Here is a 19,436-nt window from a genome sequence, read left to right as displayed (position 1 = left end):
GGGGTGCTGATGCGATGTCAGAAGACTGGAAATTGCGATGAACGACCGGTCCGTCACCGCAATTTCCACAGGCCCTGGACTGTCGCCGACCGTGCCCGGCTCGCTACCGTCAGGACGGCAGGCAATGGCAGTGACTCACCGCGGGGGTCTCATGGGCAGGCCGAACGACACGATCCGGCGCGTCCGCGAAGTCGAATGGGAGAAGTCGCGCACCGAGGCGGCGACGTTCCTGGTGGAGCAGTCGATCGAGGCAGGCGAGCCGCTCTACCTGGTGGCCCGCACGATCGCGACCTGGGAGGACGGCAAGACCGCTTGGCCGCGGGCCAAGTACCGCCGGCTCCTCCACCGGGTGACCGGACGCACCGCCACCGAGCTGGGCTTCACGCAGCCGACATACCGGGGCCGGTCACTCTCACCCGGCACAGAGACGACGAAGGGCAGTGACGAGGACGTGCACCGACGCAGCTTGCTCCTCGGCCTGGGAGCCGCGGTGCTGACCACCACCGTCCCCCAGGGCACGGGCGCCGGCCCGGTGCCGGGCGCGGGGCCCGCCTTGGGACGCGACCATGTCCAGGCTCTGCGGCAGGCCGAGCAGGCGCTGTACGAGCAGGACCGCGACCGCGGCTCCTCCGACCTCGCCGGGCAGGCCACGGCCATCCTGGACACCGCCCAGACCTGGCTGACGGAGGGCCGCTACGACGACGGCCTCGGCCGCGAACTCCACACCGCGACCGGCATGCTCTCCGTGGCCGCCGGCTGGCTCGCGCTGGATGCCGGGCGCACCAAGGACGCCCGCTCCCGGTACACCGAGGCCCTGGCCAGCGCCCGCCACGCCGACGACCCCGGCCTGGAAGCCCACGCTTTCGCGTGCCTGTCCCTGCTCGCTCACACCACCGGCCGCCCCCGCGAGGCCGTCGGCACCGCCCAGGTCGCGCAACGCGCGGCCGCCGGACTCGGCTCACCGCGCTGGCTGGCGCTGCTGGCGATGCGGGAGGCACGCGGCTGGGCCCTGCAAGGCGACCGCGCGCTCACCGAGCAGGCCCTTGTGCGGGCCTACGACCTGTACGCCAAGGGACCGCGGGAGGCCGACCCCGGCTGGCTGGAGTTTTTCGTCCCCGCCGAGGTGGCCGGGCTGGAGTCGCTGTGCCGGGCGGACCTCGGCCAGTTCGACCGGGCGTGCGCGGGCGCCGAGCAGACCCTGATGCTCTTCGCCGGCGGCCACGCCCGCAACGCCGCCCTCTACACCGCCGACATCGCGCTCCACCAAGCCCACCGGGAGCGTCCCGACCTCGACGCCGCCGTCGACGCGGGCCACCGCACCCTCGCCTACCTCAAGGACGTGCGCTCCGAGCGGCTCACAGCTGCCGTCCACGGCATCGCCACCGCGCTCCAACCGCACCGGACGGTGCCCTGCGTGGCCGAATACCTCGACGCCTACCGCACCGCCGTGGCCGCCTGATGGACACCACGGATTCCTCCAGCACGCCGTCGGTGTCCCTGCGCCGTCACGGCGCCGCCGACACCGCCCCGCTGATCGACACCCTCAGCGGCATCTGGGCTGACGCCCACACCGGCCACGACGACGTCACCGAGGCAGGATTCACCCCCCAGACCCTGCGACGCCAGATCACCGCACACACCCGCCACGACCGCTTCACCCTGATCATGGCCTCCGCGGACGGCCACGACGTCGGCTTCGCCTACGGCTTCGCCTGCACCCCCACCTACTGGTTCGGCGAGCAACTCCTCCCCGCCATCGAACCCGACGCCCGCACCACCGATTCCCTCGCCGGCATCTGCGAACTCGCCGTCCGAACCAACTGGCAAGGCCGCGGCATCGGAACCCGCCTCCACGACGCTCTCCTGGCAGCACTGCGCACCGAATGGGCCTCCCTGCTGGCCATGCCCGGCGACCGGCCCGCTCAGCGCCTCTACCATCGCCTCGGCTACCGCTACGCCGGACCGTACCCAGCGGGCCCCAACGGGCCGGTCCTTGACCTGCTCCTGCTCCACTCGCCGCCTCGCGCCAGCTAGGCAGTGTCCTGGCGATCACGAGCGGAGCCAAACGACTCAACTGATCGCCAGGACACTGCCTAGCTGGGGGGCCGACTCGGGCCGCCCAGGACCGGCCCGGACCGGCCCTACGGCCGGTAGGAGGGCAGGCCCTTGATGGTGGAGACCTGGGTCGGCGCCGCCGAGCCGTCGGCCGGCACGGTGCTGATGCCGTCCGGGGTGCGGGCGGCGACGGTCTTGCCGTCGGGGGACCACGCGGGCTCGGTGTAGTCGGTGGTGGCCGCGGGGGTGAGGTCCTTCTCGGCCTGCTTCCCGAACTCGGTGGCGCGGGTGAACAGGTGGTCGTGGCCGTTCACCGAGCGGACGAAGACGATCTCCTGGCCGTCCGCGGTCAGCGCGGGCTGGGAGCCCTTGCCGAGGTCGCGGGCGGCCGGGCGGAGGTAGTCGTCGTAGAGGTAGACCTCGTCGGCCGGGGTGTTGGCGTACGCGATCTCGGCCTGCTGGCCGCCCGCGTTGGGCCAGGTGTTGCCGGTCTGCGGGGGCTGGGGCTGGCTGCCCGCGTCGCCGCCCTCGGAGTTGCGCGGGGTGAGGTCCGCGACGGTGCCGCCCTTGGCGGGGACGGTCGCCAGCCGCAGCACACCGCCCTTGGTGGCGGCGAACACGATGTTGTTGTAGCGCTCGGTCTCATTGGGCACCGAGTCCCCGCTGGGCCCCTTGGCGGCGTGCTGCCAGGTCGGGTGGGACCAGGCCTCGCCGCTGGGGGCCTTGGCCAGGGTGGACTTGCCGCTGCCGTCCGGGTCGGCGGTGACCAGGTCGCCGTCGCCGTTGACGAAGACGACCTTCTTGCCGTCGGGGGACCACGCGAGGTCGCGGACCACCGTGCCGAAGTCGACGGTGGTGCCGTTCATCGCGACGGTCCTGGTGCCCGTGCTGATGCTGAGGTGGTTGGCCGCGGAGGTGCCGTTGACCTCTTTGACGCCCGGCGCGGGGCTGCCCGAGTGCGAGCCGCCGCCCGGCGTCGCCGTGCCCGGGGCCGCCGATCCGGGAGCCGCCGTTCCGGTCGCGCCGGGGGCCGCGGAGCCGGGGTCGCTGTTGTCGGGGCCGCAGGCGGAGAGCAGGACGGCGCTCGCGGTGGTCATCAGGGCGATGGCGGCCGCGGTGCCGAATCTGTTGCGCACGGACATAGCAGGGTCCCCCTCGGATGGTGCTGTCGCTTCGACAAGGAGGTTCCCAGCCCGAGGTCAGGACCGGGTGCGCGCTGTGTCACAGCCGTGGAACAGGCGCTGCCCGACGCGGCGTCAGTCGGCTTGTCCGGTAGGGCCGGGGTGCTCAGAGGCCGAGTTCGGTGAGGCCCGGGTGCCCGTCCGGGCGGGGGCCGGCGGGCCAGTGGAGGAGGCGTTCGGCGGCGGTGATCGGCAGATCGTTGATGCAGGCGAGGCGGCGGGCCATCAGGCCGTGCCGGTCGAACTCCCAGTTCTCGTTGCCGTAGGAGCGGTACCACTGGCCGCCGTCGTCGTGCCATTCGTAGGCGAAGCGGACCGCGATCCGGTCGCCGTCGTACGCCCACAGCTCCTTGATCAGGCGGTAGTCGAGTTCGCGCCGCCACTTGCGGGTGAGGAAGGCGGCGATCTGCTCGCGCCCGGTGAGGAACTCGGCGCGGTTGCGCCAGCGGCTGTCGGGTGTGTACGCGAGGGCGACGCGCTGCGGGTCGCGGCTGTTCCAGGCGTCCTCGGCGGCCCGGACCTTGCGGTGAGCGGTCTCCTCGGTGAAGGGCGGCACGGGAGGGCGCTGTTCGGTCATGGGACATCTCCTCGGGAACGGGTATTCCGCCGGTGAGAACGATCGTTCTCACTTCAGTCGCTACCCTAGGAGAATCATCGTTCTCACGCAAAGGGCACGGCAGATGGAGCAGGTGGACCCGCGGACCCGGATCCTCGACGCGGCCGAGGAGCTGTTCTACGGACAAGGCGTCCAGGCGGTCGGGATGGACGCCGTCCGGGCCGCCTCCGGGATGACCATGCGCCGGGTCTACCAGCAGTTCCCGTCCAAGGACGAGCTGGTCGAGGCCTATCTGCGGCGCCGCGACGCGCGCTGGCGGGCGAGCCTGGCCGTCCACGTCGCGCGCACCGGCGGCACGCCCCGGGACCAGCTGCTCTCGGTGTTCGACTGGCTCGGCGGATGGTTCGCCGAGCCCGGCTTCCGCGGCTGCGCCTTCGTGAACGCCTTCGGCGAACTGGGTGCCGGCATCCCGGCCGTGGCCGCCGCCGCCCGGCACCACAAGGCGGAGTTCGCCGGGTACCTGGCCGGCCTGGCCGAGGCGGCCGGCGCCCCGCCCGCCACCGCCGCCCAGCTGGCCCTGCTTGCCGAGGGCGCGATCACCGTCGCGGCCGTGCACGGGGACCCGAGTGCCGCCGCCGACGCCCGGGAGGCCGCCCGGCTGCTCCTGGACGCCGCCCTGTCGGGTCGGGGCTGACGGGGCCGCGGGTGACGGGGTCGGGGCCGAGGGGGCCGGGGCTGAAGGACGGGGTGACGGAGGTCCTGGAGCGGCTGTTCCCGGAGGGCTGAGCCGACGGCTGCGGCGGGCGGGGATCCGGAAGCCGGAACCCGCCCGCCGCCCACCGATCGTTGCCCGCCGTCCGCCGCCCACTCGGAGCGGCGCCCGGGCTCAGGGTGCGTCGGTGTGGGTGAGGGTCTCCCAGCCGATGAAGTAGTCGGCCCCGAACGGGCTGTGGGCCGCCACGTACTGCTCCGTCTGCGGCATCGCCAGGCCCTCGCGCAGGTGGTACTCGTTGTAGGCGAGTTGCACGGCCGGGCCCAGACCGGTGTTCACCGAGCCGTCGCACAGCCAGTCCGGGGCGCTCGCGCCGTTGTCGTAGGCGGTGTGGAACTCCAGGGCCTTGACCAGCCGTTCGCGTCCCTCGCCCCACAGGTCGAGGCCCTGCAGCCGGGCCGTCTCGGCGGTCTGGGCGGCGGCCTCCAGGCCCCAGCCGGTGTGGCCGAAGTCCCGGCAGGTCTCCTGGGAGAGGCCGTCCACGAAGGTGGACTGGCCGTTCCAGTACTTGACCAGCGCGGACTGTCCCTGGATCCCGGCCTTCGGCGGCGGGACCGGGAGGTTGCCGTCGGAGGAGAGGTAGACGTAGGCGGGCAGCCGGTGCCGCCACAGGTCCGCGGCCCGGTCGAACAGGCCGCGGTCGTCGAGGAAGACGGCGATGCCCATCAGGGCGTCGGTCTGGATCAGCTCCCAGTTGCCGTTCTTGCGCGGGCTGCCGGGGGTCAGCAGCGGCACGTAGACGGTGCGCAGCATGGTGGCGAAGCGGTCGACCGAGCCCGCGGACCAGCCGGCGTCCGAGTGGCGGATCAGCTCGGCGGCGCGGGCCCAGTTGTTGCCCGACCAGCCGGTCTGCAGCGGCGCGTTGGTGTTGGTGTGCTCCCGGATGACTCCCGACCAGGCGTCCATGATGGCGATCGCCTTGTCGGCGTGGCGCCGGTCGCCGGTGAGGGCCCACTGCAGGGCGTGGGCGTAGGCGGCCATCGAGTCGTCCCGCTCGTCCGAACAGCCGTTGTTGGGGTGGGAGCTGGAGCCGCACTCGACGGTGGCGCGCGGCTTGGGCTGCCAGTCGAGCGAGGCGTACTTGCCGGCCCGCAGATCCGCGAGGGCGGAGGTCCAGGGCTCGGCGCCGGCGGCCAGTTTGCCCTTGACGAAGGCGAGTTGCCGCGCGCCGACCAGCACTCCGGGGTGCTGGAAGGCGGCGGCGGGCCGGCTGCCGACCGTCGGGGTGCGGGCTTCGGCGGGGGCGCCGGCGGTGGGCAGGAGCAGCGCGGCGAGGGTGGCGCCGGTGATCAGCGTTCGGACAGCGCTGCGGGTGTTGTTCCTGGTGGTGCTACGACCCATGGGAAGTCACCTCTCGGTGGGGGAGGAGTCGTGCTCAGGTCCGGGGATAGGCAGTTAGGAAACCTTCCTAACGCAGGGCATTGAACCACCAACGCGTGAACACGCCAAGCCGCCCCGCGCCGCGCGGCCCTTGCGGGGCCCGGCCCCGTGCGTCCCACCAGTCCCTCGTTTATCGCCCGTTGATCGCCGCCGCCTACCGTCGGTTCCATGGACGACAGGACGGCCGAGCGGCCGGGGGCGGCGCCCGAGGGGCGGATGACGGAGCAGGACACCGAGCGGTTCCGGCAGTTGCTGGCCGGGCTGGAGAACTCACTGGCGGCGGACCGGGAGGTGACGGGGCGTGACGCTTGAGGCCGCCGAGCCGGGTGACCCGGTGGCGGTGCTGCCGCTGTGGCGGCGCGGCGCGGAACACCAGGACGCGGACCGGCCCGGGGTGCTGCGGGGGCACACCGGGCCGGTGGTGTCGCCGTCCGATCAGCCGGCGGCGGCGCCGGACGAGCGCTGACGGATCGAACGCCGACGGATCGAACGCCGACGGATCGAACGTTGATGGCGAGGTTGCGGCCGGAGCGGTCGCGGGTGGAGCTGGCAGGGTAGGCGGGGCAGGCGGCGGCTCACTAGCAGTCGCAGCCGCAGCCGTCGCACCCGCAGGAGTCGCAGCAGTCGCACCCGCACTTGCCGCAGTCGCAGCAGTCGCCGCAGCCGCCGCAGTCACAGGCGTCGCAGCAGTCGCAGCAGTCGTGCCGCTCGCAGAAGCCCTTGCGGCGCTCCCGGGTGAACGGGTCGTCGTGCTCGCAGCAGAGCAGCTGGCAGGAGCAGGCCATCAGCGCCCACACCGCGCACCCGGCGAGCAGGTTGCGCGGCTGCGGCGGCTTCCCGCCGGGCGGTGGGAGGAAGCCCGGGCCCTGGGGCACCCACGGGGGTACGGGCGCCTGGTCCGGGGCCTGACGCGGCGGAGCGTCCTGCGGGTGCTCGCCGGTGGCGCCGGTGGCGGCCCCGCCGGTGGCGCCGTGGCGGCAGCTCGTCCCGTGCCCGGCCCGGCCGAAGACCCGGTCCACGGCGCTCTCCGTCTCGTGTCCGAGCAGGACGTGCACCAGGGCCCGGTCGGTCAGTTCGACCTCGCGCAGCGCGAGCCGGATTCCGTGCACGGCGTCCCGGCAGAGCCGCTCGGCCTCGGCGCGGTCGGTGCCGGTGGCGGTCAGCGGGTTCCAGGCGCCCGAGGCGGCGTCGGCGTCCTGGTCCTCGGCGGCGTCCAGGAGGTGGGCGAGGCGGCCGAACAGCCGCCCCGCCTCGGCGAGCGGGGCGGCGTTGCCGGGGCGCCCGGCGATCACGGCGGTGTGGGCGAAGGCGGCCGAGGTGGCGGTCTCGGTGGGCTCGGTGACCAGCAGGACGGAGCCGCCGGGCAGCAACGTGCGCTCCAACTCGCCCTGCCGGGAGGCGGCGTCGAGCAGTACGGCGGTGTCGAAGCCGACCGTGGAGGCACTGCCCGCGCTCTTGCGGTCCCAGCGGCGGGTCACCGCGCGGGCCCCGGCGGCGACCGGCCGGCGGGCGAACACGCCGTCCCGGTCCTCGACGTGGTCGCGGATCTTCACCGAGGCGAGTGCCAGCGACACGGCGGCGGCCAGCCGGGCACCCTCGCCCTTGGCCACCGAGGCGGTCCGCATGCCGCGCAGCGGGCAGGGGCCGGCGGTGCGGCGCCACGAGGAGTCCTCCCGCTCGGCCTGGGCCTCGACCAGGACGGAGATGATCAGCCCGTCGTAGTTGGTGGCGGTCCGGGCGAGCTGCCCGTGGTCGTCCCGCAGAGCGAGGCAGAGCCCGCAGAGATGCGCCATCCAGGAGGTCTGGAGGCGCTCGGACAGTCGGTGCCTGCACGGCCTGATGATGCCGAACACGATCGTTGGTCCCCCTCGCCGATGGGCCGCTGACCGGCCACTTTGTCGGCGGACATCATATGAGCATGCTGCGGCCGGGGCTCCAGGGACGGGTGGGGCCGGCCGAATCGGAGCCGAAGCGAAGCCGAGCCGCCGTCAGACCGTCACCGGGTCCGAGGGAACCACGTCGGAAGCCGGGAGCGCGATCCCATATCCGGGATAGCATCGCGGATATGGGAATCGACACCGTCGCCGACGAGCGGCTGGCACGACGGCTCGCCGAGTTGCGGGTCGAACGCGGCTGGACCCTGGAGGAGTTGGCCCGGCTCGCCGACGTCAGCCGCTCCACCCTGTCCCGGGTCGAGCGGGCCGAGGTCAGCCCGACCGCCGCGCTGCTCGGGCGGCTGTGCGCCGTGTACGGGCGGACGATGTCCCGGCTGCTCGCCGAGGTGGAGTCCCGCCCCGCCCGGCTGGTCCGCGCCGAGGACCAGCACTCGTGGCAGGACGAGGCCACCGGCTTCGTCCGCCGCTCGGTCTCCCCGCCGCACGGCTCGCTGCACGCGGAGATCGTCGAGGGCCGCCTCCCGGCCGGCGCCGACATCGCCTACGACCGGCCCTGCCTGCCCGGGCTGGAGCACCACCTCTGGCTTTTCGAAGGGCAGTTGGAACTGAGCCTGGACGGCGAGCCGCAGCTGCTCGGCCCCGGCGACTGCCTGCGCTACGGCTCCGGCACCAGCCGCTTCCGCAGCCTCGGCCCCGGCGCGGCCCGCTACGCCCTCGTGGTGGTCGAACCGTGAGCGCCGCCGACGGCCCCACCGGGCCGATAGCCGAGCGCCAGGCCGCCGCACCGCCGAAGGAGCGGTTCGACGCCGCCGGGCGCCGCGTGCTGCTGGTCTGTGTCGCGGGTGGCTTCACCACCCTGCTCGACCAGTCCGTGCTGAACACCTCCATCCCCGCCCTGCGCGAGGCCCTGCACGCCCAGCCCGCGCACCTCCAGTGGATCGTCGCCGGGTACTCGCTGGCCTTCGGCCTCGCGCTGATCCCCGGCGGGCGGCTGGGCGACGTCAAGGGCCGCAAGTGGTTCTTCGTCACCGGTCTCGCCCTGTTCACCCTGGTCAGCCTGGTCTCCGCGACCGCCGGCGACCCGGTGGTGCTGATCGCCGCCCGGCTCCTCCAGGGCGTCGGCGCGGGCCTGGTCAACTCCCAGATGATCGGCACCCTGCAGGACGTCTTCGACGGCCAGCTGCGCGCCCGCGCCCTCGGCATGTACGCCGTGACCGGCAGCCTCGCCTTCGCCCTCGGCCCGCCGGTCGGCGGCCTGGTGCTGGCGGCGGCCGGCCCGGAACTCGGCTGGCGGCTCACCTTCCTGCTCAACGTCCCGTTCGGGCTGGCGACCGTCCTGCTGGCCGTCCGGCACCTGCCCGAACCCCGCCCGGCCGCCCGGAACGCCGATCTCGACCTGCTCGGCCTGCTGCTGGTCGGCGCGCTCACCCTGGTCCTGATGCTGCCCTTCGTCCAGCCGCCCGGCCTGGCGGGCTGGCTGGCCTTCGTGGCCGGCGCACTGGCGCTGCTCGGTGCGCTCGTCGGCTGGCAGCGCCGCTACGCCCGCACCGGCGGGAACCCGCTGATCCACCCCGCGCTCACCCGCTCCGCGCCGTACGCGCTCGGTACGGCCACCGCGATGGCCCAGTTCGGCTCCTCGCTGGCCGCCTCGCTCGTCCTCACCATGTTCCTCCAGGACGGCCTGGGCCTGTCCCCGATGGGCGCCGCCCTGGTCTCGCTGCCCTCGGCGCTGGCCATGGCGACGGCCTCCGCACTCGCCTGGCGGGTGGTGCAGCGGCTCGGCCGGCGCACCGTCACCATCGGGATGACCGGCTCCGCACTGGCCATGCTGCTGAGCGGCGCCGTCGCCCACTGGGCCCCCGCCGCCGTGCTGCCCTGGCTGCTCGCCCTGCTCCAACTGCTCAGCGGCGCCTCGGTCGGACTGATGGGCTCCACCAACCAGGCGTACGTGCTGCGCCACGCGCCCGCCGAGGCGGCCGGGGTGAGCGGGGCGATCCTGCAGATGGCGCAGCGGATCGCGGCGGCCGTCGCGGTCTCCGCGCTGTCCGGGGTCTACCTGCGGGAGACCGCCGGGGGCGGCGGCCACCGCTCCGCCTACCTGGCGGCCAGTCTGGTCTGCGCCGCGGTGGCCGGACTCGCCGTGCTGGCCTCGGTGTTCGCCGGCCGGGCCACCGGCGGGGACCGGGCGCCCGGGGAACCGGCCGCGCTGAGCCGAGGGCGAACAGCCGCCCGCTGACCGCCGGCCGGCGCGTACGGTGGGGGGCATGACGACAGTACGGACGGTCCGGCTCCCCGAGGTCACGCTCGCCTACCGGGAGAGCGGACGCCCCGACGGCCCGCCGCTGGTGCTGCTGCACGCCCTCGGCGAGCGCGCCGCCGACTGGGACACGGTGCTGCCCGACCTCGCCCCCGGCCACCGCGTGTACGCGCCCGACCTGCGCGGCCACGGCGACAGCGGCCGCACCGCCGAGTACGACCTGGAGCGGATGCGCGAGGACGTGCTCGCCTTCCTGGACGCGCTCGGCCTGGACCGGGTCGACCTGGTCGGCCACTCGATGGGCGGGGCGGTCGCCTACCTGCTCGCCCAGGCCGCGCCGGAGCGGGTGAACCGGCTCGTCCTGGAGGAGATCCCCGCCCTGTACCCGCGCCCGGCCAGCGTGCCGCCCGAGGGCGAGCAGGAGCCGGCGCACTTCGACTGGGCGATGGTCCGGGCGATCAAGGCGCAGTTCGACGACCCCGACCCGGCCTGGCGGGCCGGGCTGACCCGGATCACCGCCCCCACCCTGGCGGTCGCGGGCGGGGCCGCCAGCTACATCCCGCAGGAGCGGATCGCCGAACTCGCCCGGCTGGTCCCGGACTGCCGACTGGTCACCATCGAGGCCGGGCACCTGGTGCACAGCGCCCGGCCGGCCGAGTACATCGCCGCCGTGGCACCGTTCCTGACGCCCTGACGCCCTGACGCCCTGACGCCCTGACGCCCTGACGCCCTGACGCCCTGACGCCCTGACGCCCTGACGCCCTGGCCGGCCCGGCCGGCCCGGCCGTTCACCCGAAGAGGATCGCCCGCCCACTCGCGAGACTGGCCCGGCAGGCCCGGTACAGCTGGTGCCAGGCGAAGACCTCCGGCTCGAACGGGTCGTCCCGTGGCAGCGCCTCCAGCCGGGCCGACTCCGCCGGGTCGAGCGAGCCGTCCGCCGTCAGCCTGATCCCGATGGCGGCGGCGAAACCCTGGAGCTCGGCGAGCAGACCGGCCGTGGAACCCACCATGCCGCCGCCCGGTACCCCGGACTCCGCCGGGAGGAACAGCGGGTCCTCGTACTCGAACTCGGCCGGCACGTAGTAGCCCTCGCAGTCGGAGTGGCAGAGCAGATGCGAGTCGAACATGACCATCTCGTCGTCGACCAGCCCGAGCTCGTCCTCGTACTGCTCCTTGCCCACCCCACGCGCCCCGGTGACCGGCTCACCCAGCCGGTGCAGCACGAACACCCGCCGCAGCCCGGACAGGTAGCTGTACGGAAACCCCGCGGAGAACCCCTCGCCCTCCCCGCCCGGCTCCCGCCATGCCACGCCCTCCGCCGCCAACGCCCGGTGCAGCACCTCGGCCTCGGCCCGCAACTCCGGGGCACCGAGCGCCCCCACGCTGATCGTCAGTCCCATGGCCCGGCATTCTGGCCCCGCCCTACGACAACCGTCCTCAGACCCCCTGCTCGGCGGGGAGGCGGCCGTTGCGGACGGCGGTGAGCAGGTCGGCGTGGTCGGCCTCGGTGCGGTCGGCGTAGGCGACGGCGAAGGCGGCGATCGCCTCGTCGAGGGCCTCGCTCTTGCCGCAGTAGCCCGCCAGCAGGCCCGGGTCGGCGGTGTGGGCGTGGGCCCGGGCGAGCAGGGCGCCGGTGATCCGGGCGTAGTCGTCGAGCTGGCCCGGGAGCAGGGCGGCCGGGTCGACGCTGCCCTTGCGGTTGCGGAACTGCCGTACCTGGTAGGGGAGTCCGTCGACAGTCGTCCAGCCGAGCAGGGTGTCGCTGACCACCTGCATGTGCTTCTGGCCGAGCACCACGCGCCGGCCCTCGTGCTCCTCCGGCGACTGCCCGGGGCCGCCCAGGTAGGGCAGCAGGGCGGACGGCCGGGCCTCCTTGACCTGGAGCACCAGCGGCTGGTCCCGGTGGTCGGTGAGCAGCACCACGTACGAGCGGGTGCCGACGCTGCCGGTGCCGACCACCCGGAACGCCACGTCCTGCACCCGGTAGCGGGACAGCAGGGTGCGCACCTCGGTGGGCACCGTGGCCACGTACGGGCCGAGCGACTCGGCCACCGCCCGGGCGGTCGCGTCGGTGACCCGGGTGAGCACCGGCGGAGCCGCCGTGAAGCGCCAACCGCCGTCCGCGGTACGGGTGGTGCTGCGGGCGGCGAACCGGGCGCTGGTGTTGCCGAGGGCCTTCGTCCCGACCTTCCGCAGCACCTCGGCGAGGTCGTGGGCCTCGGTGAATACCACCAACTGCTCGTCGGCCACGGCGTTCCAGGCGTCCAGGGCGGGCAGCTTGGCCAGGGTGCGCATGGTGCGGCGGTAGGAGGCGGCCGCGTGCTCGGCGGAGGCCCGGGCGGTGCTCTCGCCGGCCCCGGTCTCCCGCCCGGCCAGCACCAGGCTGGTGGCCAGCCGCTTGAGGTCCCACTCCCAGGGGCCGGGCACGGTCTCATCGAAGTCGTTGATGTCCATCACGAGTTGGCCGCGCGCGTCGCCGTACAGCCCGAAGTTGGCGGCGTGGGCGTCCCCGCACAGCTGCGCGCTGACGCCGGTCACCGCCGTGCCCGCGAGGTCGGCGGCCATCAGCCCGGCCGAGCCGCGCAGGAAGGCGAACGGGGTGGCGGCCATCCGGCCGACCCGGAGCGGCACCAGCCCGGGGATCCGCCCCGCGTTGGCGGCCTCGATCGCAGCCACGGCGGTGGGCCGGTCGGGCGCGGGCGCGAACTCCGCGTGCCGCTCCCGGGGGACGCGTCCGCGCAGTGCTTTGCCCTGTTCGCGGGCCCGCAGTGCCCGGCCGTCCGGCCCGGTCGCGAATCCGGGGACGGTGAACTGCCGCCGCGCCGTGGTGTTCCCGTGGTCCGTCACTGTTCCCCGCCCGCCTGCCTTGCTCGAACTCCCGCCCGTGACCTGCACGGATGGCTCATCAGGGGGAGTGACGTCCGGCGCCGCGCGGTGGTTCCGGGGGCGGGGGCGTGAAGGGTGGGACGGGCACGTACCGTGGGGCGGGTGAACGATCTTCGAGGCGGCCTGCTCGCCCGGCTCCCCGCCGCCGCGGCCGCGGTGCCCACCGTGGCGGCCGGCCTGGGGGTGCGCGCCGCGCTCTCCGGCGACCTGGCCAAGTACGCGGGCGACGCGCTCTACACCGTGCTGGTATACGCCCTGGTGGTGCTGGTCGCCCCGCAGGTCCGCCCGGCGCGGGCGGCGCCGTGGGCGGCGGGGGTGAGCTGGGCGGTGGAACTGTTCCAGGCCACCGGGCTGCCGGACGCGTGGGGGCGGCACAGTGGGCTGGTGCACCTGGTGCTCGGGTCGACCTTCAACCCGCCGGACCTGTTCTGGTACCTGGTCGGCGCGGCCGGCGCCGCCCTGCTGCACCGGACACTGCTGCGCCGGACACTGCCGCGCCGGGTGCCGCGGACCGGTCCGGCCGCAGCGCCCGGCGCCGAGGGATGAGCTGGCGGTACGTCAGAGCGGAAGCAGATCCGGCCGCTTGGCCTCCACGTGGTCGCCCGAGGACTCGCCGCGCAGGCGCCGGCCGACCCAGGGGATCAGGTACTCGCGCGCCCACTGGAGGTTCTCCCGCCGCTGGTCGGCGGGGGTGAGGGTCCGGGTGGTCGGCCACGGGGCCTCCGGGTCCTCCTGGGTGCGCAGGCCCAGCGAGCGGGCGGCCAGCAGGGCGACCCGCTGGTGCCCCTCCGGGGAGAGGTGCAGCCGGTCCTCGCTCCAGGCGCGGCGGTCCTGCACCGCGCGCAGCGACCACAGGTCGGCGACCTTGCAGTCGTAGCGGTCGGCGACGGCCCGCATGTGGCCGTTGTAGGTGGCGATCTTGCCGCGCAGGTGCTTGAGCAGCGGCACCTCGCGGGTGTCGAAGCCGGTGCAGATCAGTACCGTCCCGGCGTTCTCGGTGAGTTGGGCGATGGCGGCCTCGAAGCGGCCGGCCACCTCGTCCGGGTCGCTGCCGGGCCGCAGGATGTCGTTGCCGCCGGCGCAGAAGGTGACCAGGTCGGGCTGGAGCCGGCGGACCTCCGGCACCTGCTCGGCGACGATCTGGTCCAACAGCCGCCCGCGCACCGCCAGATTGGCGTAGCGGAACCCGCCCGGCGGCCGTCCGTCGGCGAGCAGCCCGGCCAGGCGGTCGGCCCAGCCGGCGAAGGCGCCGTCGGCACCGGGGTCGTTCAGGCCCTCGGTGAAGCTGTCCCCGAGGGCGGCATACGAACTGAGGTCAAGGGTCTCCTGGAGGTTCGGCATGAAAGAGATAGTTCACCCAATCAAGTGACCTACGCCACCGTAGGTGCCCCTGGCGGCACGTGAGATGGGCCACGTACCCTGGCCGGCCCCTTCCGGGCCGCAGAGCGGCGTGCCCGGGAAAGCACAAGATCCGCACCCCCTTCCACTTCCCGGCCGGCCGGGACGATGCTCGAAGTACGGCGCGTCGCTGCGGCCGCCGTTCCTTCCTGGGGGGGCATCAGCCATGAACCGATCCGAGAACTGGTCCGTCGACGACCGCTGCACCAACTGCGACGTCGCCCGCCAGCTCGCGCCCGGCCTGATCCGCGAGCACGACCGCAAGTCCGAGCTGATCCGCCAGCCGCGCGACGACGCCGAGCGCCGTCAGCTGCTGGCCGCCGCCCACGCCTGCCCGACCCGCTCGATCCGCCCCGGCACCGGCCGGCTCGACCCGGCGACCGACCCCTTCCCGCTCGCCCTGGAAGAGGACGGGGTGGGGGAGGGGGACACGGCGGGGGACGGGGAGAAGGCGGCGGACGTGCTGATCCTCGGCCACAACTCCCGGCAGACCGCCGGCGCCACCGCCTACCTCTGCCGCCGCCCGACCGGCTGGGTCATGATCGACACCCCGCGCTTCAGCGAGGCGCTCGCGGCCCGCTACCGGGCGCTCGGCCCGGTCACCGACGTCCTGCTCACCCACCGCGACCACGCCGCCCACGGTCGGCAGTACGCCGACCGGCTGGGCGCCCGGCTCTGGATCCACGAGGGCGACCTCGCCGCCGCGCCGGACGCCGACCGGGTGCTGCGCGGCACCGACCCGGTGGAGATCTCGCCCGGCCTGGTCGCCCACCCCTTCCCCGGTCACACCCTCGGCAGCGTGCTCTACCTCGCCGACCGGCGCTACTGCTTCAGCGGCGACAGCCTGTACTGGTCCCGCACCAACCAGGACATCGAGGTGCAGGAGGCCGTCACCTGGTACTCGATCGAGGAGCAGTCCGCCTCCCTGGACCGCAGCCTCGACGCGCTGCGCTTCGAGTGGCTGCTGCCGGGCCACGGCGACAAGCACCGGATGTCCGCCGAGGAGGCGGACCGCCGGCTGCGCGCCCTCGCCGTCCGGGCCCGCGCACTGCGGACCGAACCGGTCGACTTCGCGGCGGTGCGCTGGTGACGGCCGTGCGCCCGTGTGCGTGGCGCGCTGGTGACGGCGGCGCGCCGCTGATCATGGTGTGCCGGTGAACATGGTGTGCCGGTGAACGCCGTGCGCCGGGGCTCGCGCCGGGTGCGCGGGGGGTTGCGCCCGCCGGGGGCGCCCGCGCGGGTGTGCGAACGGGGGCGGCGGGGCAGCCGCCTCTGGAGCGACACGGTACCCGTGCAGACCAACTCCCCGCGAACCGAGGACGGTTGAGCAATGCCCACGCACACCCCGGCACGTACGGCGCGACCCCGGCGCTACCTGATGTGCCGGCCGACGTACTTCACGGTGGACTACGCGATCAACCCGTGGATGGACCCCTCACAGCCCACCGACACCGCACTCGCCGTCCGCCAGTGGGAGCGGCTGCAGCGCACGTACCGCCGCCTCGGCCACACCGTCGAGCTGATCGACCCCGTGCCCGGACTGCCCGACATGGTCTACGCCGCCAACGGCGCGACGGTGCTGGACGGTCGGGCCCTGGTGGCGACCTTCCGCTACCCCGAACGGGCGGCCGAGTCCGACGCCTACCAGTCCTGGTTCCGGCTGCACGGCTACCGCGCGGTGCGCCGCGCCGGGCACGTCAACGAGGGCGAGGGCGATCACCTGGTGGTCGGCCGCCGGGTGCTCGCCGGTACCGGCTTCCGCACCTCGCGGGCCGCGCACGCCGAGGCGGAGCAGCTGTTCGGCGTACCGGTGGTCAGCCTGACCCTGGTCGACCCGCGCTTCTACCACCTGGACACCGCGCTGGCCGTCCTCGCCGACGACCACGTCATGTACTACCCGGAGGCCTTCGACGCCGACAGCCGCTCGGTGCTGCGCGCCCTCTACCCGGACGCGATCCTCGCCGACCGGGCGGACGCCGAGGTGTTCGGGCTCAACGCGGTCTCGGACGGGCGCCGGGTGCTGCTCCCGGAGGCCGCCAAGAACCTGGCCGGCCGGCTGGCCGAGCACGGCTACGAGCCGATCCCGGTGGACGTCTCCGAGCTGCTCAAGGGCGGCGGCGGGGCGAAGTGCTGCACCCTGGAGCTCCGCCCCTGACCGCTCAGCCCGTGACCAGTAGCACCTCCAGGGTGCGCGGCCCGTGCACCCCCTCGACCCGGTCCAGTTCGATGTCACTGGTTGCCGAGGGCCCGGAGATCCAGGTCTGCGGGCGCGCCGGGTCGAGCCGGGGCAGCGCCAGCGGGACTGAGGCGACGACCTGCTCCGGTGCCCGGACCACGCACAGGTGGTGGTCCGGGACGAGCGACAGCAGCCGCCGGCCCTGGCCGGGCCCGGCGTCCAGCACGATCGTGCCGGTCTCGGCGATCGCCAGCGCGCAGCCGGTGACCACGCTGTCCACGGCGTCCAGCCGGGTGGCGGTGAGGCTCCCGTCGTCCGGCACCGGCGTGACCCCGGTGGCGGCGGCGAGCCAGCCGTCCGGCAGTCCGGCCGGCACCGCGACCGTACGGCTGCCCCGCGCGGCGAGCAACTCTGCGACAAGCTCCGGGAGCCGTGCAGCGGTGCAACGGTGTACCAGGGCCCGGTAGTCGGCCAGGTTGCGGTGCAGCAGGCCGAGCAGCGCGGCCGGGTCGTCGGGGTCCAGGTGCGTGCTCGAGTAGTGGCGCGCCACCGGCTGTTCGGCCGTCGTGGCGACGTCCCCGAGCGCGGCCCGGATCCGGCCGAGGATCAACTCCCGCGCGTCGGAAGGTGCGTTCATGTGCGGTTGCTCCGCCACCAGTCGCGGAACGGCTCGGCCGGCACCTCCGGAAGGTCCCGGCTGTCGGTCCAGGCCCGCCCGGGGCCGGGCAGCCGGCGCGGGTGCAGGGCGCGGGTGCGCCCGGCGAGTCGCTCGGCGGCCGCGAGGGCCGCCGGATGGTCCAGCAGGTACCCGGCGGCGGCGACCGCCGCCCTCTCCACCGGGTGCCCGCCCTGCTCGGCGACCCGTTCGCGCAGGTGCACCAGCACCTCGGGGATGTCGATCGCCACCGGGCACACCTCGTAGCAGGCCCCGCAGAGCGTGGAGGCGTACGGCAGCGAGGCGTCCACGGGGCTCGCGGTGCCGCGCAGTTGGGGGGTGAGGATGGCGCCGATCGGCCCCGGGTAGACCGAGCCGTAGGCGTGCCCGCCGGCCCGCTCGTACACCGGGCAGACGTTGAGGCAGGCGGAGCAGCGGATGCAGCGCAGCGCCTGCCGGCCGACCTGGTCGGCCAGTGCGGTGGTGCGCCCGTTGTCCAGCAGCACCAGGTGGAACTCGGACGGGCCGTCACCCGGCGTCGTCCCGGTCCACAGCGAGGTGTACGGGTTCATCCGCTCGGCGGTGGAGGAGCGCGGGAGCAGTTGGAGGAAGACTTCGAGGTCCCGCCAGGTGGGGACGACCTTCTCGATGCCGACCACGGAGATCAGGGTGCGGGGGAGGGTGAGGCACATCCGGCCGTTGCCCTCGGACTCGACCACCACCAGGGTGCCGGTCGCGGCGACCATGAAGTTGGCGCCGGAGACCGCCACCCGGGCGCGCAGGAACTTCTCCCGCAGGTGCAGCCGGGCGGCTTCGGCGAGTTCGGCCGGGGAGTCGGTCAGACCCTCGGGGGCGGGGCGACCCCAGCCGGCCATCCGTTCGGCGAAGATGTCCCGGATCTCGGCGCGGTTGCGGTGGATCGCCGGCACCAGGATGTGAGAGGGCCGGTCCTCGCCCAACTGCACGATCAGTTCGGCGAGATCGGTTTCGTAGGCGGTGATCCCCTCGGCGGCCAGCGCCTCGTTCAGCCCGATCTCCTGGGTGGCCATCGACTTGACCTTCACCACCTCGGTCTCGCCGGTGGCCCGGACGAGTCCGGCGACGATCCGGTTGGCCTGCTCGGCGTCCGCCGCCCAGTGCACGGTGCCGCCCGCAGCCGTGACGGTCTCCTCCAACTGCACCAGGTAGCGGTCGAGATGGCGCAGGGTGTGGTCCTTGATCGCCTTCCCGGCCGCGCGCAGCTCGGCCCAGTCGGGCAGTTCGGCCACGGCCCGGGCGCGTTTGTCACGGATGGTGTGGGTGGCGTGCCGCAGGTTGGCGCGCAGCTGCCCGTCCCGGACGGCGTCGGCGGCGGCCCGGGGAAAGGCGGGCATGCCCAGGAAGGTGCCCGAACTCATGACGGCCTCCAGGGGTGTTCCTCGGTGGCGGCCAGGATCTCCGCGAGGTGCAGCGGCCGCAGTGGGTCGCCCCGGCGGCGCAGGGTGCCGCCGAGGTGCAGCAGGCAGGAGTTGTCGCTGCCGCACAGGACTCGGGCGCCGGTGCCGAGGGCGTTGGCGAGCTTGTCCTCGGCCATCGCCGCCGAGACCGCCGCGTTCTTGACGGCGAAGGTCCCGCCGAAGCCGCAGCACTCCTCCGCGCCGGGCAACTCCACCAGCTCCAAACCCCGTACCGCGCGCAGCAGTCGCAGTGGCCGCTCGCCCAGACCGAGCAGCCGCAGGCCGTGGCAGGAGGGGTGGTAGGTGACGGTGTGCGGGAAGTGGGCGCCGACGTCCTCGACGCCGAGCACATCGATCAGGAACTCGCTGAGCTCTATCACCCGGGGCGCCAACGAGAGCGCGGCGTCGGTGAGTTCGCCGCCCCGGCCGTCGACGGCGGCCCGGGCACCGATCCGGGGGTAGTTGTCCCGGACCATCGCCACACAGGAGCCGGAGGGCGTCACCACGTGGTCGTACCCGGCGAAGGCCCGGGCCGTCCGGCGCACCAGCGGCTCACAGGCCCGGCGGTAGCCGGTGTTGTACTGCGGCTGTCCGCAACAGGTCTGCCCGGCGGGGAAGTCCACCGTCACACCGAGGCGTTCCAGCAGGCGCACGGTGGCGACCGCGGTGGCCGGGAACAGCGCGTCGTTGACACAGGTGGCGAACAGCGCGACCCGCACTCCGAGCTCCTCGCGTCGAAACGGCACCGGTCCGCCCGTGATCGTACCGAGCGGACCGGTGCCGGCGGGG

21 protein-coding genes are annotated in these 19,436 nt (G+C 74.1%); 11 read left to right on the top strand and 10 right to left on the bottom strand.

Annotation, left to right across the window (positions count from 1 at the left end; all coding sequences use genetic code 11):
- The first annotated feature begins 151 nt into the window (after window positions 1-151).
- The gene (locus ACFWIS_RS02850) at window positions 152-1,459 is read left to right on the top strand and encodes a hypothetical protein (RefSeq protein ID WP_380461225.1); all 1,308 of its coding nucleotides are present in this window, start codon (window positions 152-154) and stop codon (window positions 1,457-1,459) included.
- The gene (locus ACFWIS_RS02845; RefSeq protein ID WP_380461224.1) at window positions 1,459-2,034 is read left to right on the top strand and encodes a GNAT family N-acetyltransferase; all 576 of its coding nucleotides are present in this window, start codon (window positions 1,459-1,461) and stop codon (window positions 2,032-2,034) included. The genes ACFWIS_RS02850 and ACFWIS_RS02845 overlap by 1 nt, the downstream gene beginning before the upstream one ends.
- Before the next feature lie 107 nt (window positions 2,035-2,141).
- Here ACFWIS_RS02845 and ACFWIS_RS02840 read toward each other — a convergent pair whose 3' ends face one another.
- Both ACFWIS_RS02840 and ACFWIS_RS02835 read right to left on the bottom strand, forming a co-directional pair.
- A complete protein-coding gene (locus ACFWIS_RS02840) occupies window positions 2,142-3,191 on the bottom strand; it encodes a TolB family protein (RefSeq protein WP_380461223.1) in 1,050 nt (349 codons plus the stop codon).
- Window positions 3,192-3,342: 151 nt separating this feature from the next.
- Entirely contained in the window at window positions 3,343-3,813 is a 471-nt protein-coding gene (locus ACFWIS_RS02835; protein WP_380461222.1) for a DUF1348 family protein, read from the bottom strand.
- A gap of 103 nt (window positions 3,814-3,916) precedes the next feature.
- Between ACFWIS_RS02835 and ACFWIS_RS02830 the strand changes: the two genes are divergently transcribed.
- Window positions 3,917-4,486, top strand: coding sequence for a TetR/AcrR family transcriptional regulator (locus ACFWIS_RS02830; RefSeq protein ID WP_380461221.1), 570 nt, complete (start codon window positions 3,917-3,919; stop codon window positions 4,484-4,486).
- A 192-nt stretch (window positions 4,487-4,678) separates the two neighbouring features.
- Here the strand turns inward: ACFWIS_RS02830 and ACFWIS_RS02825 are convergent, their stop codons facing one another.
- Window positions 4,679-5,905, bottom strand: coding sequence for an alginate lyase family protein (locus ACFWIS_RS02825; RefSeq protein ID WP_380461220.1), 1,227 nt, complete (start codon window positions 5,903-5,905; stop codon window positions 4,679-4,681).
- 207 nt (window positions 5,906-6,112) lie between these two features.
- Between ACFWIS_RS02825 and ACFWIS_RS02820 the strand changes: the two genes are divergently transcribed.
- Both ACFWIS_RS02820 and ACFWIS_RS02815 read left to right on the top strand, forming a co-directional pair.
- Entirely contained in the window at window positions 6,113-6,256 is a 144-nt protein-coding gene (locus ACFWIS_RS02820; protein WP_380461219.1) for a hypothetical protein, read from the top strand.
- Window positions 6,246-6,410, top strand: a complete 165-nt coding sequence (locus ACFWIS_RS02815; RefSeq protein WP_380461218.1) for a hypothetical protein — start codon at window positions 6,246-6,248, stop codon at window positions 6,408-6,410. Before ACFWIS_RS02820 ends, ACFWIS_RS02815 begins: the two co-directional genes overlap by 11 nt.
- Window positions 6,411-6,522: 112 nt before the next feature.
- Here the strand turns inward: ACFWIS_RS02815 and ACFWIS_RS02810 are convergent, their stop codons facing one another.
- On the bottom strand, window positions 6,523-7,797 hold the full coding sequence (locus tag ACFWIS_RS02810; protein WP_380461217.1) for a DUF5685 family protein: 1,275 nt from the start codon (window positions 7,795-7,797) through the stop codon (window positions 6,523-6,525).
- A gap of 212 nt (window positions 7,798-8,009) precedes the next feature.
- Here ACFWIS_RS02810 and ACFWIS_RS02805 point away from each other — a divergent pair, with 212 nt between their 5' ends.
- From ACFWIS_RS02805 to ACFWIS_RS02795, 3 genes are read left to right on the top strand one after another with little or no spacing between them, the layout of a single operon-like run.
- Window positions 8,010-8,573, top strand: coding sequence for a helix-turn-helix domain-containing protein (locus ACFWIS_RS02805; RefSeq protein ID WP_380461216.1), 564 nt, complete (start codon window positions 8,010-8,012; stop codon window positions 8,571-8,573).
- Complete coding sequence (locus ACFWIS_RS02800; RefSeq protein ID WP_380461215.1) at window positions 8,570-10,075, top strand: MFS transporter; 1,506 nt, start codon at window positions 8,570-8,572, stop codon at window positions 10,073-10,075. Before ACFWIS_RS02805 ends, ACFWIS_RS02800 begins: the two co-directional genes overlap by 4 nt.
- Window positions 10,076-10,103: 28 nt before the next feature.
- Window positions 10,104-10,790, top strand: coding sequence for an alpha/beta fold hydrolase (locus tag ACFWIS_RS02795; protein ID WP_380461214.1), 687 nt, complete (start codon window positions 10,104-10,106; stop codon window positions 10,788-10,790).
- A 94-nt stretch (window positions 10,791-10,884) separates the two neighbouring features.
- Here ACFWIS_RS02795 and ACFWIS_RS02790 read toward each other — a convergent pair whose 3' ends face one another.
- Both ACFWIS_RS02790 and ACFWIS_RS02785 read right to left on the bottom strand, forming a co-directional pair.
- Window positions 10,885-11,496: a hypothetical protein gene (locus ACFWIS_RS02790; protein ID WP_380461213.1), complete on the bottom strand. Its 612-nt coding sequence runs from the start codon at window positions 11,494-11,496 to the stop codon at window positions 10,885-10,887.
- A gap of 37 nt (window positions 11,497-11,533) precedes the next feature.
- Window positions 11,534-12,991, bottom strand: coding sequence for a DUF2252 domain-containing protein (locus ACFWIS_RS02785; RefSeq protein WP_380461212.1), 1,458 nt, complete (start codon window positions 12,989-12,991; stop codon window positions 11,534-11,536).
- A 93-nt stretch (window positions 12,992-13,084) separates the two neighbouring features.
- On the opposite strand from ACFWIS_RS02785, the gene ACFWIS_RS02780 reads away from it, so the two are divergent.
- Window positions 13,085-13,528, top strand: a complete 444-nt coding sequence (locus tag ACFWIS_RS02780; RefSeq protein ID WP_380461211.1) for a DUF2809 domain-containing protein — start codon at window positions 13,085-13,087, stop codon at window positions 13,526-13,528.
- Window positions 13,529-13,540: 12 nt separating this feature from the next.
- On the opposite strand, the gene ACFWIS_RS02775 is transcribed toward ACFWIS_RS02780, so the two are convergent.
- Entirely contained in the window at window positions 13,541-14,323 is a 783-nt protein-coding gene (locus ACFWIS_RS02775; RefSeq protein ID WP_188304029.1) for an SGNH/GDSL hydrolase family protein, read from the bottom strand.
- 223 nt (window positions 14,324-14,546) lie between these two features.
- Here ACFWIS_RS02775 and ACFWIS_RS02770 point away from each other — a divergent pair, with 223 nt between their 5' ends.
- Together ACFWIS_RS02770 and ddaH are read left to right on the top strand one after the other, a co-directional pair.
- On the top strand, window positions 14,547-15,470 hold the full coding sequence (locus ACFWIS_RS02770; protein WP_380461210.1) for a 4Fe-4S domain-containing protein: 924 nt from the start codon (window positions 14,547-14,549) through the stop codon (window positions 15,468-15,470).
- Window positions 15,471-15,710: 240 nt separating this feature from the next.
- Window positions 15,711-16,535, top strand: a complete 825-nt coding sequence (gene ddaH, locus ACFWIS_RS02765; protein WP_380461209.1) for a dimethylargininase — start codon at window positions 15,711-15,713, stop codon at window positions 16,533-16,535.
- Window positions 16,536-16,539: 4 nt separating this feature from the next.
- Here ddaH and ACFWIS_RS02760 read toward each other — a convergent pair whose 3' ends face one another.
- Genes ACFWIS_RS02760 through ACFWIS_RS02750 form a run of 3 tightly spaced genes read right to left on the bottom strand, consistent with a single transcriptional unit; the run spans window position 16,540 to window position 19,366 of the window.
- Window positions 16,540-17,193, bottom strand: a complete 654-nt coding sequence (locus ACFWIS_RS02760; RefSeq protein ID WP_380461208.1) for a lactate utilization protein C — start codon at window positions 17,191-17,193, stop codon at window positions 16,540-16,542.
- On the bottom strand, window positions 17,190-18,608 hold the full coding sequence (locus ACFWIS_RS02755; RefSeq protein WP_380461207.1) for a lactate utilization protein B: 1,419 nt from the start codon (window positions 18,606-18,608) through the stop codon (window positions 17,190-17,192). The genes ACFWIS_RS02760 and ACFWIS_RS02755 overlap by 4 nt, the downstream gene beginning before the upstream one ends.
- The gene (locus ACFWIS_RS02750) at window positions 18,605-19,366 is read right to left on the bottom strand and encodes a (Fe-S)-binding protein (protein ID WP_380461230.1); all 762 of its coding nucleotides are present in this window, start codon (window positions 19,364-19,366) and stop codon (window positions 18,605-18,607) included. The genes ACFWIS_RS02755 and ACFWIS_RS02750 overlap by 4 nt, the downstream gene beginning before the upstream one ends.
- Window positions 19,367-19,436 lie beyond the last annotated feature (70 nt).

The organism is Kitasatospora sp. NPDC127060 (genome assembly GCF_042724935.1).
In the GTDB taxonomy this organism is placed as follows: Bacteria; Actinomycetota; Actinomycetes; order Streptomycetales; family Streptomycetaceae; genus Kitasatospora.
This window is presented reverse-complemented; position numbering and strand designations above follow the sequence as displayed.